Annotated in this window: 15 protein-coding genes; 6 read left to right on the top strand and 9 right to left on the bottom strand. The window is 44.1% G+C overall.

The features are described from left to right. Nucleotides 1-95: 95 nt before the first annotated feature. Together B3Q63_RS02635 and B3Q63_RS02630 are read right to left on the bottom strand one after the other, a co-directional pair. A complete protein-coding gene (locus B3Q63_RS02635) occupies nt 96-1,703 on the bottom strand; it encodes an inorganic phosphate transporter (protein ID WP_201562921.1) in 1,608 nt (535 codons plus the stop codon). Between the two features lie 690 nt (nt 1,704-2,393). Beyond that, nucleotides 2,394-4,037: an ATPase gene (locus B3Q63_RS02630; RefSeq protein ID WP_296173435.1), complete on the bottom strand. Its 1,644-nt coding sequence runs from the start codon at nt 4,035-4,037 to the stop codon at nt 2,394-2,396. A 410-nt stretch (nt 4,038-4,447) separates the two neighbouring features. On the opposite strand from B3Q63_RS02630, the gene B3Q63_RS02625 reads away from it, so the two are divergent. The 5 genes from B3Q63_RS02625 to B3Q63_RS02605 all read left to right on the top strand — a co-directional run bounded on the left by B3Q63_RS02625 (nt 4,448) and on the right by B3Q63_RS02605 (nt 10,655). After that, nucleotides 4,448-5,158, top strand: a complete 711-nt coding sequence (locus tag B3Q63_RS02625) for an FFLEELY motif protein (protein WP_201562927.1) — start codon at nt 4,448-4,450, stop codon at nt 5,156-5,158. 136 nt (nt 5,159-5,294) lie between these two features. Continuing rightward, nucleotides 5,295-6,416, top strand: a complete 1,122-nt coding sequence (gene ubiE / locus B3Q63_RS02620; protein ID WP_296173431.1) for a bifunctional demethylmenaquinone methyltransferase/2-methoxy-6-polyprenyl-1,4-benzoquinol methylase UbiE — start codon at nt 5,295-5,297, stop codon at nt 6,414-6,416. Between the two features lie 163 nt (nt 6,417-6,579). Then, a complete protein-coding gene (locus B3Q63_RS02615) occupies nt 6,580-7,275 on the top strand; it encodes a ubiquinone biosynthesis accessory factor UbiJ (RefSeq protein ID WP_296173428.1) in 696 nt (231 codons plus the stop codon). A 105-nt stretch (nt 7,276-7,380) separates the two neighbouring features. Further along, a complete protein-coding gene (locus tag B3Q63_RS02610) occupies nt 7,381-9,039 on the top strand; it encodes an ABC1 kinase family protein (protein WP_296173426.1) in 1,659 nt (552 codons plus the stop codon). 179 nt (nt 9,040-9,218) lie between these two features. Then, nucleotides 9,219-10,655, top strand: coding sequence for an FAD-binding oxidoreductase (locus tag B3Q63_RS02605; protein ID WP_296173424.1), 1,437 nt, complete (start codon nt 9,219-9,221; stop codon nt 10,653-10,655). Between the two features lie 224 nt (nt 10,656-10,879). Here the strand turns inward: B3Q63_RS02605 and ruvB are convergent, their stop codons facing one another. From ruvB to B3Q63_RS02580, 5 genes are all read right to left on the bottom strand, one after another. Then, nucleotides 10,880-11,860 carry a Holliday junction branch migration DNA helicase RuvB gene (gene ruvB, locus B3Q63_RS02600; protein WP_201563046.1) on the bottom strand — a complete coding sequence of 327 codons (981 nt, stop codon included), beginning with the start codon at nt 11,858-11,860 and terminating at the stop codon, nt 10,880-10,882. A gap of 203 nt (nt 11,861-12,063) precedes the next feature. Beyond that, nucleotides 12,064-12,684, bottom strand: a complete 621-nt coding sequence (gene ruvA, locus B3Q63_RS02595) for a Holliday junction branch migration protein RuvA (protein ID WP_296173421.1) — start codon at nt 12,682-12,684, stop codon at nt 12,064-12,066. 119 nt (nt 12,685-12,803) lie between these two features. Then, nucleotides 12,804-13,841: a class II fructose-bisphosphate aldolase gene (fba, locus tag B3Q63_RS02590; RefSeq protein WP_296173418.1), complete on the bottom strand. Its 1,038-nt coding sequence runs from the start codon at nt 13,839-13,841 to the stop codon at nt 12,804-12,806. 453 nt (nt 13,842-14,294) lie between these two features. After that, nucleotides 14,295-14,681: a hypothetical protein gene (locus B3Q63_RS02585; protein WP_201624924.1), complete on the bottom strand. Its 387-nt coding sequence runs from the start codon at nt 14,679-14,681 to the stop codon at nt 14,295-14,297. A 299-nt stretch (nt 14,682-14,980) separates the two neighbouring features. Next, the gene (locus B3Q63_RS02580) at nt 14,981-16,195 is read right to left on the bottom strand and encodes a phosphoglycerate kinase (RefSeq protein WP_296173414.1); all 1,215 of its coding nucleotides are present in this window, start codon (nt 16,193-16,195) and stop codon (nt 14,981-14,983) included. A 370-nt stretch (nt 16,196-16,565) separates the two neighbouring features. On the opposite strand from B3Q63_RS02580, the gene B3Q63_RS02575 reads away from it, so the two are divergent. Next, nucleotides 16,566-16,895 carry a TraR/DksA family transcriptional regulator gene (locus tag B3Q63_RS02575; RefSeq protein ID WP_201618858.1) on the top strand — a complete coding sequence of 110 codons (330 nt, stop codon included), beginning with the start codon at nt 16,566-16,568 and terminating at the stop codon, nt 16,893-16,895. A 29-nt stretch (nt 16,896-16,924) separates the two neighbouring features. Here the strand turns inward: B3Q63_RS02575 and B3Q63_RS02570 are convergent, their stop codons facing one another. Then, a complete protein-coding gene (locus B3Q63_RS02570; protein WP_296173409.1) occupies nt 16,925-17,596 on the bottom strand; it encodes a thiamine phosphate synthase in 672 nt (223 codons plus the stop codon). Nucleotides 17,597-17,691: 95 nt separating this feature from the next. Next, nucleotides 17,692-18,801, bottom strand: a complete 1,110-nt coding sequence (locus tag B3Q63_RS02565) for a serine hydrolase (protein ID WP_296173405.1) — start codon at nt 18,799-18,801, stop codon at nt 17,692-17,694. Nucleotides 18,802-19,023: the final 222 nt, after the last annotated feature.

Raw genomic sequence — 19,023 nt, 5'->3', positions numbered from 1 at the left:
AAAAAACCACCTTAAGAATACTTCTTTAAGAACAATACTCTAAAAACATGGCTTTAAAAATACTACTTTAAAAGTGTCATTTAAAAAACTTTATCTTAAAAAATATTACTTAAGAAAATATAGCTGATAGCTGACATTGAAGCGGCGGCAGGAAGGGTAATTATCCATGCCAAACCGATAGGCTTCATCAGTGCCCAGTTGGTGTCTCTATTGACGATACCGATGCCAAGTACCGCACCAACTAAGGTATGCGTACTCGATACTGGTAGCCCCATGGTTGAAGCGCCCATCACCACAGCAGCAGCAGCCAGTTCCGCGGAAAAGCCCGAAGCGGGATGCATTTTTGCCAGATTGGTACCAACGGTTTGAATGACTTCTTTACCGATAAACCAAAGACCAACGATTAGCGCCACACCAAAGGTTAGCATAACTGCAGGTGGTACTGCCGCTTCAGTAGCAATGCTATTGGTACGGATAACATCCATAATCGCGGCAAAAGGACCGACGGCGTTGGCGATATCGTTTGAGCCATGACTAAAGGCAAAGGCTGACGCGGTAAAGACTTGCATCCAGCTAAACATAATAAATGTCGCTTTGGTCAAATCCTCCTTATGCTTACCGCGGATACTCTTGGTATAGATATAGGTCGCAAGCCATACTAGCGCTGCAATCATGCCCATGATTAAAAAGCCTTGCAGCGTTGTCATGCCATTATTGACATTCTTTAAGCCTTTAAAGATAACCAAAGAGGCCATGACCGCGCCGCCAGCAGCCGCAATAATAGGTACCCATTGCTTTAATGCTTTTAGGGTATCGAGGTTGCTGCGCTCGTTTTCAATTTCATAAAGCTGCTTGTAATAATCGGTTTCTAAATCTTCAACGTCGCAATCATCATCTTTATAGATTTCTTGATCACGTAACATCGCTGAGGTATAAGCCAGTTGTTCTGATTCGGTCAGACCATCCAAATACTCTTTGTGATTTTGCTTTAAGGTTTTTTTATCGCCCTTTAGCGTCGCAATGTGTGCTTCTGTTCTATCATTATATTCAATGATATTTTTCTTAATTTGGCCATATAACAGGTAGGAGAAGACGCCGCCGAGTAATGGTGATATGACCCAAGAGATAGCAATCGTTCCAATCGTGCCCCAATTCACCGTAGATAACGCCATTTCGGTGCCACCTAACGAGATGCCTAATACAATGGAGCTACCAACCACACCGCCGATAATGGCATGAGTGGTTGAAACGGGCAGACCTTTTTTGGTCGCAAACAACAACCAAAATGCAGCAGCGATAAGCGCTGAGAGCATGACATAAATAAACTGGTTGGGCGTGACCGACAGACCATCTAGGTCGACAATACCGCTACGGATGGTATCGGTGACTTCACCGCCTGCCAACACCGCGCCCGACACTTCAAATATCGCTGCGATACCCAAGGCTTGCGGAATGGTCAACGTCCCCGCACCCACTGAGGTACCAAAGGAGTTGGCGACGTCATTACCACCGATATTGAATGCCATAAACACACCAAAAGCCGTCGCTACGATAAATAGCGTCGTCTGCTGATGCATGGTGTAATCTAGACCCCACCATAAAAAGTAAGCGGTCATCGCAATCAGTAAAATGGCAAAAAATAGATTGATTCTCATAGAACCGACTGCTTTGGTTGGTCCTGTAGAACTGCTGCTAATACCCATACGTTGATACGTCCTGCGTAAGCTGATTGAAATTATATGTGATTGATGACATTGCGGCGCTATGAACGGTGTTGTTTTCACCACCCAATATTATGATAGCGTGTACGCAACGTGTTTTTGAAATACTGTTTTTTGAAATACTGTTTTTTGAACTTGTTTGTTGAAATACTGTTTTAAACCACGGCTTTAAACCACCGGTTTGAAAATTGGTTTGAATAACTAGCCTGCAATACCTTATTGATCCATCACTCAGACGATCTCGTCTGTTTACCATTATTTTCTACTCATACCTAGCACTAATATCTAGCTTAGTTTGCCTATGATAAAAATATCAGGTAAAAAACCATCACACAAAATGCCATAAAGCCGCAAGTAGTATTGCCAAATCATCCGATTACAGCAGCTTGCGGCTTAGGTTTTTATAGTGATAGCGTTGGTTATGACAAATATATGAGTAATGATTAAAGCATTTATATGACAAATACAGTATCCGACTGCTGAGCTATTTTGTAGAAAGCAGAATTTATAATGTGCCTATTATATTAAATATAGACACAGAATGCATGATGATATTGCGAGATTTGTAACTGTGAATGTAAGCGCTATAAAACCTATCAATTTAGTGAAAATTTGTTGTTATATTTTATAATTTGGCTGAGCCAAAATATAATCAATTCTCAAACCTTTTAATCAGTTATCAGGCAGTGCTAAAGATAGCTGCTCAATGGCATGGTCTAATACATCTAGGCGCGCTTGCCGCTTTTCATTGGTGGCGATGACACACCAAGGAGCGTCCTCTGTATTTGTACGTGCCAGCATATCAGCTGCCGATTGCACATAATCTGCCCAGTTATCACGATTGCGCCAATCATCATCGGTCAATTTAAATTGCTTATGCGGGGTCTCTTCGCGCGCCTCAAAGCGCTTAAGCTGCTCTTTCTTATCGATGGCAAGCCAGTATTTGATAACTATCGTGCCAGCCGCTACCAAATCTGCCTCAAAGCGATTGATTTCATCATAAGCGCGCTGCCATTCTGCATCAGTCGCAAAACCCTCAATACGTTCGACCAATACGCGCCCATACCATGTACGGTCAAAGATAGCGATACGGCTGATACGATCGATCTGCTCATTGGGCAGCTTGGTCCAAAATCGCCATAGATAAGGGTGTTGTAATTCATACAGCATCGGCGCGCCAATATTATAAATCTGATACTCGCGTGGGTCGAGCGGCGCAACCAGTCTTTTAATAGCGCCACCCTTGCCAGCCGCATCCATACCTTCAAAGGCAAAGACCACATGCCGACCCTTACGCGCACGTAGCAACTCAGCAAGGCGCGCTTGTTTATCGGCAAGCGCTTCATGGTACTCAGACTTATCTACCTCGGTATCGTCGATATTTATCAAAATTTTAGGGACTTTTACTGGCTCGAATTTTTTAACATTTTCTAGCTGTTCGCTTTCCTCTATACGACTGCTTGCTAACGCTGTTTGCATCGCTTGCAACACTTGATGACAAAAATGCATGGCTGCTTGTGATTTGTCATCACCATCGATAATAATCCAATCTCCCTGCTGGCGTAATAGCGCCGTTGCCACTTCATTAAAAGTTTCGACGACCTTTTTGTTTTTCCAATCAATTTGATATAAAAACTCTGGATCAGCCTTGTCGTCATTAAGCCGCGCCTGCAAGGTTTCGATATCGACATGAAACCAGCATTTAAGCAGCTTGGTTTGATTAGCAGCAAGGTCTTGTTCAAAGGCTTGTAACTTAGTCAGCGCTTGTTTTAAATAGTCTTGCCATTCAGTGATAGGCAACGCTTTATCTTTCAGCTGGTTATTATTCTTATCCTTACTTTTTTTAACCTTATTATCTTCATCTAGGGTTGCCATACGCATGACGTTATAGAGCAAATCAGCATACCAGTTGCCAAAATAAACCATGACATCGCCATGACGCGGCAGCGCCTTGGTATGTGCCTGCCAAATCGGCTGATGCTCTAAGGGACAATCACCAATGGTTGCCTCGACTTTCAGTAAACGCGGGTCGACCCATTGCCGCAGCTGGGTGACGGCTGTGCCCTTGCCTGCTTGCTCCATACCGTTGACCAGCACCAATAATCCTGTTGGTTTATTAATAGTTGGCGGTGTTTGCTGCCGTGTAGCACGCAGAGCAAACTGGGCGGTGACCAATGCCAATCGCAGCGTATCTTTGTCCATAGAAAAGAGATTTAACGGATTGGGTGTTAAGCGCTGCTCGATGACTTGCTTACTAAATTGGTCACTCACAGTTTGTGGCGCTTGGTCCTCAGTCGTATCATTTTTTTTGCTCATGTCCATACTCGCTTTATTATTAGATAATGTTTTATGCTTTGTTATGCGGCGTTATACAATTTTTATGGATGTTCTGTATGAATGATTTTCTTTGCCTAGCCATTTCATATTTACATAGCTATGTTATAAGTGCTTTGTTTTTATAACATTGATTACAATACTGATTACAACACTTATCACAGCGCTTAAAATCACCATTTTAGTTAATCATAGCATTGCGTAAATTTAGTAAATAACCCTGCTATGTAACAGTTTGGCATTTGTATTCTGCGGTATTTTCTTTTAAGGTGAACAAAATCTTGCGAGCATGCTTTAATAGCTGCCTATAAGTATAAAATTTAGTACCCTCTCAGCCCTTTTACCATCAATTTGATTGATTGTTATTTTTACTTTTTATAGGATTACCTGCCATGACTGCTTTAGCCAATTTACAACAGCACTTAAACCGTTTTTGGGCGCTGCCACACCATGAAGATGCTGCCTTAAACACGAAACTTAAAGAAGTGCAAGCATGGCAACAAGCGCGTATTAAGCGTACGCACAGCGCGCTATTTGAACAACCAAAAAACCAATTAATGGCAGATTATTTCTTAACCCAACTGTATGGTGGTGATGAATTTAAAGTATTGGCAGAGCAATTAGGACGCATCCTTCCTAAAGCCAAAAAACTTGAGCGCCTTGCCAAAGAGTCTTCTTTAGAAGCTGGTAGCATGGGCATTCAAGCGTCTATCTTAGCCATTGAGCTTGATTTGCATTTGGCTGAGTGGCTGCTTGCTCAAGATTTAGCGGTTAATGAAGAGAATATGCTTGCCGCCTATCGCGCTGTCGATGAGGCAGATGAGCGCCGCGTGCAAATTAACAACCTAAAGGAAGTTTGCTATCGTACCGATAAAGATCTGAACTCCTTTATGCTCAAAAAAGCCTTTGCAATGGCGAAAGGCGCCGCGTACCGCTATAACTTCCAACCGCTTTACGACTTTATTGATGCAGGCTTTAAAGCCATGAAACCGCTAAAAAGCGTCAGCAGCTTTATCGAACCGTTTTGTGAGCGTGAGCTTGAGATTATTGACGAAGTTCACAACACGGATAATGGCGGTAAGCCAGCAACGTTTGGTGTATGATAGGGTCAAATAATGCACGTGGCTCACGGCGCTGTTACTGATTAAACTATACTTAGATAATGAGTCAACAATGCTCAAATGAGGCTTAAACAGCGCTAAAATACGCCATCATAAAAACGAATAATAGGATAAACGTATGACTGATCATTCAAATAACAATGCTGCAACTGATGCGACTTCTCATGGACACCTGCAAGATAAATTGGTCAAAGACAGTATCACTAACAATCAAAATATCACCGCGCAAGTAAAAGCGCGTCAAAACCATGTTTCTAATACGACGCTTAATGAAAATGCCGCAGTCGATAACAACAATAATGACTTCACCCAAGTGCAAGACTTACCAACCGGAACCCCACAAGGTCAACAAACGACTATGCCAAACCATACCACTAACGCTAACGCCACATTAAACAACAGCGCCAACCCTACTGCTGCGCAAGCACAAACCGCCAAACAAACGCTATTTAACCAACGTGATGACATCAATAACCCGCATACGCCTGATACTGATGGTAATGAGCAAACGCATTTTGGTTATAAAACGGTCAATAAAGCTGAAAAACAAGCGCGCGTTGCTGATGTCTTTACCTCAGTCGCCAAAAAATACGACATTATGAATGACTTAATGTCATTTGGTATTCATCGTTTATGGAAGCGTTATGCGATTAGCTTATCAGGTGTACGTGCCGGCCAGCAGGTGCTCGATATCGCTGGCGGTACGGGCGATTTGGCTAAAGTATTCAGCCGTGAAGTCGGTCGCAATGGTCATGTGGTGTTATCAGACATCAACGCAGCGATGTTAGAAGTCGGTCGTGAGCGCTTAATCAATGCTGGCTGTAATAACGTTGATTTTGTCTTAGCAAACGCTGAAACATTGGCACCATTCGATGATGAAAGCTTTGATTTAGTGACTATCAGCTTTGGTCTGCGTAATGTCACAGACAAAGACGCGGCCCTAAAATCTATGTATCGCGTGCTAAAGCCAGGCGGGCGTTTACTGATTTTAGAATTCTCAAAACCTGTCTTTGAGCCTTTATCAAAAGCTTATGATTTGTATTCATTTACTGCTTTGCCAATTATGGGCAAGCTGATTGCCAATGATGCTGAAAGCTATCAATACTTGGCAGAATCGATTCGTATGCATCCTGATCAGCAGACACTTAAGCAGATGATGCAACAAGCAGGCTTTGAAAATTGCGATTATCATAACTTGACTGCTGGTATCGTCGCGGTCCATCGCGGCTTTAAAGCATAAACACGTTATTTATGCTTAATATCTAGTGATAAAAGCTGGCTATACAAGCTTATTCATAATGTAAAAACGGCTGCTATTAGGCAGGCGTTTAATGATCGTCATAACAGCCAATCTTGAAATATGCGCCACGCTTATGGCGCTCAACCAAACATGCGAGAGCCTTATGCTGACTGTATTACTTTTGGCGGGTGCCGAAAAGCTGATTAATATCGCCATTGCCAGCGATGAGATTACCAAAGCTGGTCTGGCACCGCTTGCGGGCAAAGTGCTGCGTCTAAATATGGGCACGCCTGAGGTGAATTTGGACGTCTTATTTACCGATGAGCGTTTGCGCTTTGAGCCGGTCATGACTGAGAGTGTCTTTGAGCCAAGCGGCAATATGAATGAGCGCCAAAAAGCCAGTCTAGAGCGTGCGCGTCTTGGCCATAGTCGTCCAGACTGCATCATTACCGTTGATAATCCTGCGCAGCTGCTCAACCTGATGCGCGGCACTGAGGGCAACTTGCCTATCGCCGGTGATTACAAAGTGCTGATGCAACTTAAACAACTGGTCGCAGGTTTTGACCCTGATGTCGCCGGACAGCTTGAGCCCTTTATTGGTAAACCGATGGCCAGCCAACTGCATCTTCTCATCTCACAGCTAAAAGGCAGCTGGCGTCATAGTGCCAAACGCGCCTTTAATGATGTCAGCGACTGGGCCAATGATGTAGCCGGTAATGTTGCTTCTGACCCGATGGAAGCCGCCGAAGTCAATGATCTAAAACAGCAGTTATTAAAGCTGCGTGCTGATATTGAGCGAGAAGAAGCTAAGCTTGCTGCTATCAAAGATGAGCAAGCACGTTTAAGCAATAATAGCTAATAATACGTAGATGCTAAAATTGTTTAAATGCTCTCTATAAACATCTACTGTTATGAAAAATACAATATCTAGCCTATTTTCGAATTTTTAGAGTACCTATATCCCATGCTACTATCCCATCGCGCCCGCTTGCTTGAACTTTGGCGTATTGCCGCCGCTTATCGCATTGATACCCATTTGTCTGTCGAAGAAGCGCCGCAGCTGCAACCTTTAGCGCGTTTAATTCGCTTGCATCCAGCTGCTTGGGGTAAAAAACATCAGCCTAATGCCATAAAATATGCGCTTGAAGATATGGGTACGTTATTTTTGAAACTGGGACAACTGCTCTCGACGCGTCGCGATTTGGTGCCGCCTGAGATTATCGAGCAATTGGTGCAACTGCAAGACAAAGTCAAGCCTTTCGACTCTGACGTTGCCATTGCCCAAATCCAAGACCCGAAACATGGTTTGGGTCAATCTATCGCAACGCTATTTGCCCGCTTTGACGTTAAACCGTTAGCAGCAGCCTCTATCGCCCAAGTACATACGGCGGCTCTGCACGATGGACGTGAGGTAGTGGTAAAGGTCGTTCGCCCTGATATACGCACCACCATCGTTGCTGACTTTGAACTATTACGTGAGCTTGCCAATTGGGCATCGGCGCGTATCGAAGCGGCGCGTGCCATCCATATCGTTGATATTGTCGAAGACTATCGCCAAGTCATGCTTAATGAATTGGATTTGACCTTAGAGGCAGACAATACCACGCAGATGCGTAATAACTTCTTGGGTTCAGCACTGATGTATGTGCCTGAAGTTTATGATGCGGCCAAAAACGTCATGGTCATGGAGCGTATCCAAGGCGTTCCTATCTCGCAGGTTGAGGTGTTTGATAAGCTTGGTTATGACCGTGCAGCACTGGCAGAAAAAGGCTTAACGATATTTTTCACCCAAGTATTTCGCGATAACTTTTTCCATGCCGATATGCATCCGGGTAATGTCTTTGTAGAAACGCCGCCGGTTAAAACGCTCACTGCAAATATGGCAGCGGTTGACTTGGGTCATGAGCCACGCTATATCGGCCTTGATTGTGCCATTATGGGTACGCTATCAAAAGACGACCAACTTATTGTCGCGCGCATGCTTTTGGCGGTAATGAATAATAACTTTACGGCGATGGTTGATATCGTCAGCCGTGCTGGTTGGATACCGCCCAATACCGATAAGCATGCCTTGATGCGCGATATGAAACGCACTGTCGGTCCAATGCTACAAAAATCCATTAATGATATCGACTTTGCTGGTGTGTTGATGCAGATTTTAGATATCGCCCGTCGCCACCATATGAGTATTCCACCGCAATTAATGCTGCTACTCAAAACCTTGGTGCATGTCGAAGGACTGGGTCGTGATTTATATCCTGACCTTGATATCTGGTCACTCGCCAAGCCCATTTTAAGCGGCTGGATTAAAGAGCAGCTCGATCCGATGCGTAATTTGCAACACTTACGCCAGCAGTTGCCAGAGATTTTATTATCAACCACCGATATTCCTAAGCTGCTAGACCAAGGTCTACAAAGCCTTGCCTCACAAGGGTCGCGCCAAGACAGTCAGCTACGAGAGATACAACAAATTCGCGCTGATATGCTCAATGATCGTCGCCGTGATTGGCTAGCGCTGTCAGGTTTTGCCGTGTTTATTGCCATCGCCACACAAGTCGGTTGGTTTGCGCCTATCTTTTATTTATTGGCTATGATTGTCGTTATTTGGCGGGTTCTAGCTTAGATTGCTGATTTTTTAACGACAAAAAATACCCGTTAATAGTTATAAAAGTTAAATTTTAATCTAATAAGCTCTAATTCCTTTTGATTGTNNACAATCAAAAGGAATTAGAGCTTAAACTTTTATCTTATTTGCCATCTAATTTACTTAGTTAAAGTACGTCTTATATGGAGAATTTACCTATGTCGACCATATCATCTACATCACCTTCTCAGTCTCATGATTCAGTCAAACCAAATCATAGTGATGCTATTGCCGCTTTGCAAACATGCTTTGGCAAACAACTGAGCACCAATACAACAATACGTGAGCAGCATGGTCATACCATGACGTGGCTTGCCAATCAGCCACCCGACGCGGTATTGACGGTACAGGATAAACACGAGGTTGCTGCTGCGGTTGAGATTTGCAATCAGTATCAGATGCCAGTGATTGCCTTTGGTATTGGTTCATCCTTAGAAGGTCAATTAAATGCGCCTTATGGCGGGCTATGTATTGATATGCATGCCATGGATGCGATATTGCAGGTTAATAATGAAGACCTGACCGTTACCGTACAACCCGGTGTCACACGTGAGCAACTTAACCATTATTTACGTGATACCGGCTTGTTCTTTCCCATAGATCCCGGTGCCAATGCCAGTATCGGCGGTATGGTCGCTACTCGCGCGTCAGGTACCAATGCTGTCCGCTATGGCACCATGAAAGATGTGGTACTCGCCCTTGAAGTCGTTACCGCAAGTGGAGATATTGTCCGCACCGGCACCCGTGCTAAAAAGTCTGCTGCTGGTTATGATTTGACGCGATTGCTGATCGGTTCAGAAGGTACGCTTGGTATCGTCACCGAAGTCACGCTCAAGTTATTTGGTATTAGCGAATGTATTGGTAGCGGCATCTGTCACTTCCCAACGATTGAGGATGCTTGTCAAGCGGTGATGTTGACCATTCAAATGTGCTTGCCCATTGCCCGTATTGAGCTGCTCGATGCGATGCAAATAAAAGCCTGTAATCAATACGCTAATCTTGATTTAACTGAGACACCTACGCTATTTGTAGAGTTTCATGGCACAGAAGCTGGTGTGGCTGAGCAAGCGCAAATCTTTACCGATATCATCGAAGAATTCGGCGGTACGGACTTTGCTTGGGATACCAACGAAGCTGAGCGCAAACGTTTGTGGCAAGCACGGCATAATGCCTATCATGCTAGCTGTGCCCTACGACCTGAGGCAAGCGCCTTATCGACTGACGCCTGCGTGCCCATTTCACGCTTGGCAGAATGCGTCAGTGAGACAGCAAAAGACATCGAAGCATCTGGCATGGTTGGACCTATTGTCGGTCACGTGGGCGACGGTAATTTTCATGTTTTATTATTGGTCGATACCAACAACCCTGAAGAAGTCGCCACAGCTGACGGTATTATCAGCCGCCTTGCCAGCCGTGCTATTGAGATGGATGGCACTTGTACCGGTGAGCATGGTATTGGACAAGGTAAGCAGAAATATATGCAACAAGAGCACGGTAATGCATTAGTGCTGATGCAGGCGATTAAGTCAGCGCTTGACCCTAAGAATATTTTAAATCCCGGCAAGATATGGCCTGAGGCTTTACCCACTAATTAATAAGCTTATAAGAATAAGTATAAAAAAGCGCCTACCTTTAATTGATAGATTCAAGGTAGGCGCTTTTTTAGTTTTAATATGGTTCATTTATTTTGAAGCAAATGCGAGGCTGCAGGTATGAATTTTTCGAAGCCTCTGGAGTGCAAAGCACACAGCAAGCGAGAAAAATTTATACCTGCACAATGTTATTAAAGATATACCTCGTGCGTTTTGAATTGACTATTCTATAACATCTGATCAATCGCCATTTGCGTCAATACCCGACCACGCGCCGTACGCAGTACATAGCCTTGCTGAATCAAATACGGCTCAATCACATCCTCTAACGTACCGCGATCCTCAGCCATGGCTGCTGCTACTGCTTCAACCCCTGCTGGACCACCATCAAAACGCTCTTGCAATATCTCGATATAACGTCTGTCTAAATGATCAAGCCCACGTCTATCTACGGCCAGCATATCGAGCGCACTACCAGCTATCGCGCCATTGATACTACCATCGCCTCTCACTTGCGCATAATCACGCACACGGCGTAATAATCGATTGGCAATCCTTGGCGTACCACGCGCACGGCGAGCAATCTCTACCGCACCATCTTCACTCATTGGCACTCGCATCAAACGCGCGGCACGGCTAACAATCGTCGTCAAATCAGCGATATTATAAAACTCTAAGCGCTGCACAATCCCAAAACGATCACGTAATGGCGAGGTCAACAGCCCTGCTCGTGTGGTGGCTGCTACCAAGGTAAACGGCGGTAAATCAAGCTTGATAGAACGTGCTGCCGGCCCTTCACCAATCATGATATCGAGCTGAAAATCCTCCATTGCTGGATAAAGGATTTCTTCAATAACAGAGCTCAAGCGATGGATTTCATCGATAAAGAGTACATCACCTTCTTCTAAATTGGTCAGCATGGCGGCTAAATCACCTGGACGCTCAAGCACTGGCCCTGACGTTGAGCGCAGATTGCCGCCCATCTCACGAGCAATGATATTGGCAAGGGTTGTCTTCCCTAAGCCCGGTGGACCAAAGATAAGGGTATGATCCAAAGGCTCGTTACGGCCTCTGGCAGCGCTAATGAACACTTCCATCTGCTCACGCACCACCGGCTGACCGATATATTCAGCCAATAATGCTGGTCGAATATTAGAGTCAGGCGCATCACCTGCCCCTTCTAACGGATTAATCAAACGATCTTGCATCATAGGTTTTATCATTTTATTAAAATAATTATTTTTAAAAGACTAGGTAATAAACAGCATAACCAAACGCTGCGTATAAGTCATGCAAAACATCATAAAGCAGCTAGTCAAAAAAACACAGCCTAAAACGAAAATAAGCGACAATGAATGTCGCTTATCTGTTGAAGACTTATTGATACTATAGAATAACGCGCTCACATTACTTAAAAGCCAGATAGCTGTTGCAAGGTGGCTTTTAGTAAGCTTTGCGTATCTGCAAAGGTAGCGCCATTACTCTTAGCGGCTTTAATCGCCTGCTGCGCCTCTCTTTCTTTATAACCCAAGCTAATTAACGCACCTTCCACCTCAGCGATGATACTACCTTCAGCAGAAATGGGCGCAGGCTGAATCGCAAACTCTAAATTACTACTATCAACCTCGATATTTTTTAGCTTGTCTTTTAGCTCAATCAATAAACGCTGCGCTGTCTTTTTACCGATACCAGGAATCCGCGTCAATGCCGCCTCCGACTCTTGCTCGACGTGCATTTTTAGCTCAGCAGCTGACATCGCAGACAGCATAGCCAATGCCATTTTTGCCCCAACGCCGTTAATCCTAATCAATTGACGAAAGACATCACGCTCTTTACGATCGATAAAGCCATAAAGCAGCTGCGCATCTTCGCGCACATGGAAATGCGTCCAAATGCTCGCCTGCTCATTGAGGCGCAACTGGCAAAACGACGGTAGCGGCAGCTCTATATCGTAGCCTACGCCAGAGGTGGTCATGACACAGGCAGTCGGCGCCATCAAATACTGCACCTGTCCGCTAATCAATCCAATCATCATCTACCACCTTTTATAGAACCGACGTACAGTACATAAGTACCAAGCTTAAATATAGAAACTGTGCTAAAAATACGCTGCGCCGCTATGACTAAATGAGCATATCTTATTGGCAACGCTTATTTATAAAAATCGACCATACCTTCAAGGCTGATTGGGCGGATCTTATGTGCTTGACCAGCAGAACCAAAAGCTTCAAAGCGATTGGTACAGATATCTGACATCGCAACCATAGAGGCTTTAAAGTATTTACGTGGATCAAATTCACTTGGGTTTTCCGCAAGGAATTTACGGATAGCGCCCGTTGATGCCAAACGCAAATCAGTATCGATATTTACCTTACGTACACCATGCTTAATCGCTTCAACGATTTGCTCAACCGGTACACCATAAGTCTCACCGATATCACCGCCATTTTCATTAATGACTTTTAGCCACTCTTGCGGTACTGACGACGAGCCATGCATGACCAAATGGGTGTTCGGGATACGGGCATGAATCTCTTTTACGCGCTCAATGGATAAGATATCGCCTGTCGGTGGACGGGTAAATTTATACGCACCATGACTGGTACCGATAGCAATCGCTAACGCATCCACATTAGTATCTTTAACAAACTGTTCAGCTTCATCAGCGCTGGTCAATAGCTGCTCGTGATCAAGTACGCCTTCTGCGCCAGAGCCGTCCTCTTCGCCTGCCATTCCTGTCTCAAGACTGCCCAAGCAACCAATTTCACCTTCTACTGAAACACCGCACGCGTGTGCCATTTTGACCACTTCGCGGGTCACGCTGGCATTATAATCATAGTCCATTGGCGTTTTGCCGTCTTCACCAAGCGAGCCATCCATCATCACTGATGAAAAGCCCTGCTGAATTGAGCGCTGGCAAATAGCAGGTGACATACCATGATCTTGATGCATCACTACAGGAATATGTGGCCACTCTTCAATCGCAGCAATAATCAGATGACGTAAAAACGCAGAACCTGCATAACTACGGGCGCCGGCACTGGCTTGAACGATGACAGGTGAGTCACAGGCGTCGGCCGCCATCATGATTGCACGCATCTGCTCTAAGTTATTGACGTTAAAGGCAGGAACACCGTAGCTGTGCTCGGCGGCATGATCTAGAAGTTGACGTAACGATATTAAAGCCATAAGACGCTCTCTGATTAAATTTTGAATATGATATTAAGAAATCATTCTTAAAAATACGATGTTGCAACAATTGCCCTAAAATCCTAGCTTTATATAGCCAGACCAGCGAAAAACCGGTGTTTTTTATCGTAATTATTACGCCGTGATTATAGCAAAAATTGTCACCGCTTCGTAGCGCTTAGCCGACTATTTATTTCTTTGCTTAATTTATAAAAAATACGGTCGGTTTTTATGAATCTATTTGGTAGGACTTATCGCCTATACAGGTTTATTAAAAATATGTATAAAACCAAATACCTTATGTCTTTGATTTGGCTGTGCTAGATAAATGTTTTAAATACAAAAAAGCCTTGGCTATTACCAAAGCTTTTTAAATATTTTGAGGGCTTATAAAGCAATTAGTATTGACAACCAATGCTTAAAATTAAAACTACTAATTAGTACTGTTGCTCTTTAGTACTGTTGCTCTGCTTCTACTGCATTTTCACTGGCTTTATCTTCAACAGCAGCTGCGCCATCGGCAACCACGCCAGCAGTAGCGGACACGGCTTCATTGGCGCCTACCACAACCGCTTCGCCAGTATTTGCTAGTGCATCAGTCGCAGCAGCACCGGCAGTTTCAGCGCCTTCGGCAACTTCAGTACCAGCGTTTTGGGCAGCAACTTCAGCTTCAGCAGCAGCGGCTTCTGTTTCAGCAGCGGCAGCATCAGTGTTAGCAGCAGTATCTTCAGCAGCAGAATCAGCGGCAGCTGCCGTTTTATCTTGTGTTTCTTGGCTACATGCAGTGATTGCAAAAGTACCAGCAAGTACGCTAGCAAGTAATAAATGACGTTTTAACATAATAAACCTCTCGTAAATAAAGCATGCCAAATACATGATTTGCGCTATTTTATAGAGTGCAAATTAGACATGCAATAACAATTTTCAGTATAGAAACAAATAATTACCACTTAATAATAATCAGTGACCACTCTTACTTCTTGCTTTCATATTGACAGGTTAAGCATCAATTGAAAGCCAACCATAGTGGTCACCTTATACTTTATTATTTATATGGCCTAACTTTTTATAGCCTAACCTAGATGCTCACGATAAGTTGTACGTCTACTGTTACTCAACTGCTGAAGTATCGTTAAGCGCTATTCCTGGATTTGTAAGGCAGCAACAGCAGGTAGCACCTTACCTTCTACAAATTCCAAGAACGCGCCGCCGCCTGTTGACATATAGCTAACACCATCAGCCACCTGATATTTATCAATCGCCGCTAAGGTATCGCCGCCACCAGCAATCGAGAAACCTTGGCTGTCTTTAACAGCATTTGCTACGATTTGGGTGCCATGACCGAAAGCATCGACTTCAAAAACGCCGACCGGACCATTCCATAAGATGGTTTTTGCCTTGATGATAGCATCAGCCAATTGCTTAGCACTTGCTGGTGCGATGTCTAAGATCATATCATTGTCGCCAATCGCATCGACAGACTTGATAGTTGCAGTAGCTTGTTGTAATGAGCCGGTAAAGTCATCAAAGTTGATGTCGTTTTTATCAGCAACGACTACATACTCAGGTAATAAAATTTCAGTTTTACTCATGATGTCACGAGCAGTATCCACCAAGTCTGCCTCATATAAAGAAGCGCCAACGCTATGACCTTGTGCTGCTAGGAAAGTGTTAGCAATACCGCCACCAACGATAATCTGTGAGCATACTTCAGCCAAGCTGTGCAGTACTTCAAGCTTAGTCGATACTTTCGAGCCACCAACGATTGCTAGCATCGGCTGTGCAGGCGTTTCAAGTGCTAAGCTCAACGCATCAAGCTCTGCTGCCAATAAAGGTCCGGCGCAAGCTACTTTGCCTGCTTGGTGCATGGCTTGGGTAACGCCTTCCGTTGATGCTTGCGCACGGTGGGCAGTACCAAAGGCATCCATGACAAATACGTCGCACAACTCAGCGTATTTCTGCGCCAAATCGGCATCGTTTTTCTTCTCGCCTTTATTAAAGCGCACGTTTTCTAGCAGTACGACTTCGCCGGCGTTGATTGTCACGCCTGCAGTCAAATAGTCAGTGTTTAAGCTTACTGGCTTTGATAGTTGTGCGGCTAATTTATCGCTTAGATACTCAGCGACCGGTGCTAGCGAATATATGGCTTCAGGGTTGCCTTCAGTCGGACGACCAAGGTGTGAGCAGACAATCACCGCCGCGCCTTTTTCTAGCGCCATTTTAATGGTAGGCAAACTGGCTTGCAGGCGAGCGTCACTGCTGACTTTACCGTCTTTAATAGGCACATTTAAGTCTTCACGAATCAATACCACTTTATCGGTTAAGCTCAGCTCACTCATACGCAAAAAATTCATTACCTGCTCCTATGCATCATCTATGGTTAATCTGCCGTGTGGCTTTTTATTAATGTCTAAATAATATTATTCAAATTATCTAATGGGTTGCTCTTTGGCTGTTGTTACTTGTGGTGTTATAAAGACAACCCAACAAGAATTTGCGGCGGTGTATTCTAGCAGTTTTCTAGCAGATGCTCATAAAGAACCTGCATAAATTTCACCCAGTAAGCTTAGACGATAAAAAATGGGCGAAATTTCAATAAAAATCAGTAACATTTCGTGGTGGTACTCAATCGTTAGGCTGTTTATGATAAAGCAGTTAGTGATAATAAACTGCTAGTAATAATTAATGACCCCAACAATAAAAATAACCCATTAGGAGAACCCAATGAGTATCGACCTTAAAACGGCCAAACAAGAACTATTAAAACTCAAGGAAGAATATGAGACTCGTATCAATAAAATCGAGGATCATATCCAAAACCCACAAGACGACCTCAATGAACATTGGGAAGATCAAGCCATCTCTTATCGTCAAAACGATATGCGCACAAACTTAATGGGCGAAGCACGTCAAAGTTTAGTCTATGTTGAAAATGCACTAAGCCGTATTGAAAACGGCACTTATGGTGAATGTGAAGTCTGCGGCGAGAAAATTGAAGAACAACGCTTAAAAGCATTACCTTACGCGACTCTTTGTATGGAACACGCTAAATAACCCTAAATCGCTACTATCAAACTAACTTTTTATCCAGCAGGCGTACGCCAAGTATCGAGCGCCTGCTGCCATTGCTGACAACGCGCAGCGATTTGTTGCACGGGTAAGTCCATAATATCCCCAACAACCGCCACATAAGCAATCGGCAAACCTGCCAGCTCAACGATATTTTCTGCGCTTAAGCCTCCAATCACACATATATCAATCCCTTGCTGACAGCCATCAATAAGCTCTTGGCGTGAGATAATATTGGCATTAGGCTTGGTGTTTGAGGCAAAAACCGCCCCCATCGCCGCATAGCTTGCGCCCTCTTTTTTGGCTTCTTTGACCAGTTCCACATCACCATGACAAGTACGACCAATAATCTGTTTGGGCGCAAGTTGACGTTTGGCATCGTTAATATCGCCATCTTGTTGACCTAAATGCACCCCAACACCAAGTTTTTCGGCAAGTTTTATATCATCATTGATGATCACTGGAACATCATAGGTTTTTGCCAAACGGACTATTTGCAGCGCTTCATCATAGAGTTTTGCGGCGCCATCAGGCAGCTGTAAAGTCTTTTTACGGCGTATTTGCAATAACGCTATCAACCCTGTCGCGAATGCTGCTTCTAGCTTGGCATACAAAACTGCAAACTCATCGTCATTAGTCAGTAAGTATAGTTTGGGAGCTCGCGTAACAGTCGATGCTTGAGTCATATGATTTTTCCTAAAAGACGCCCTAAATTCAACACAATAAAAAGGCTGTTATATCGCATAACAGCCTTTTTTTTATAAATACTAAAACAGCAAGCTTACACCGTACGGCGAGTCGCCAAGCTGTTTAGAATATTTTTAGCATCGCCCCAACGTGTCGCTGAGCTGTTTGCGCCTAAAATCACAATAATTGCAGGGCGATTATTAACGCGAGTTTCCATCACCACACAACGACCAGCTTCATTGATAAAGCCTGTTTTTGAGATACCAATCGGATAGCTACCATCACGCACTAAGCTGCTGGTGTTGTTGGCTTTATAAGTACGGTTGCCGCTTGAAAAGTTAGAGACATAAAAGTCGTAGCTTTTAGTGGTCGAAAAACGACGAATGACATCGTAATTACCAGCAGCACGCACCATTTTTACCAAATCATTTGACGAAGCAACGTTACGCTTATCAAGACCCGTTGGATCACCGAAGAAAGCAGTAGTCATACCCAAGTCTTGCGCTTTGCGATTCATCGCACGGATAAAGGCACTATAACCGCCTGGATAATTACGCGCTAGACTTTTTGCCGCAGGATTTTCTGATTTCATTAATGCCATCAGTAACATCTCAGCACGGTTTAGGCGGTCGCCCGATTTAAGGTTCGAGCTGGCGCGTTTAGGACCGACGAAATCTTCTGGGTCAAGGGTAAGCTCTTCACGCATGTCGAGACCAGCATCCAATACCACCATCGCGGTCATGACTTTGGTGATACTGGCCATTGGACGAGCAATATCAGCGTCTTTTTCGTAGATAGATTCGCCCGTTTCAGCATCGATGACCGCAACACTGCGCGAATCGGTGCTGATTGGAATCATACTACTGCTGCCAAAACTGCCACGATAGGTGGTGTTATAGCTGTTGGCGTTAGTCGTATTGTTAAAGCTGTTATTACTATTACCAAACGTGCGGGTATTGGTAATATTGGTGGTACCGTGACCGTTATCTACTTTTTTAATCGCCGAGCCATTATTACTATTATTGGCTTTATACATGATGCTGCGAGCTTCAGACAGGCTATCGGCACCGCCCCAGCTCACACGAGCGCTAGACTCTGAGCTAGAACCACCATTAATTGTAAGTGCGGCTTGTGCAACACTGCCCAAACTCAATGAAATCAGAGCAGCGATTAATTGCTGTTTGGTTAATGGTAGTTGCTTCATTATGCCTCCTGCTGCCGCGTTGCCATTAGTTAGAGAGTCAGTTACATACTCACTAACAGCAACCACGTACGTAGCGTTTATGGATGTGTTTGTAGATACTCACATAGAGTTTTTGTATTTTTAGTGTATCATGGTTTGCATTTAAGTTTAATCTACTAAATCAATTAGATGTCATTTTTTAGCCACATTCAAACTTTACTACATTTACTTTATATTACAGCA

This window comes from Psychrobacter sp. UBA2769 (assembly GCF_002352555.1).
GTDB lineage: Bacteria > Pseudomonadota > Gammaproteobacteria > Pseudomonadales > Moraxellaceae > Psychrobacter > Psychrobacter maritimus.
This window is presented reverse-complemented; position numbering and strand designations above follow the sequence as displayed.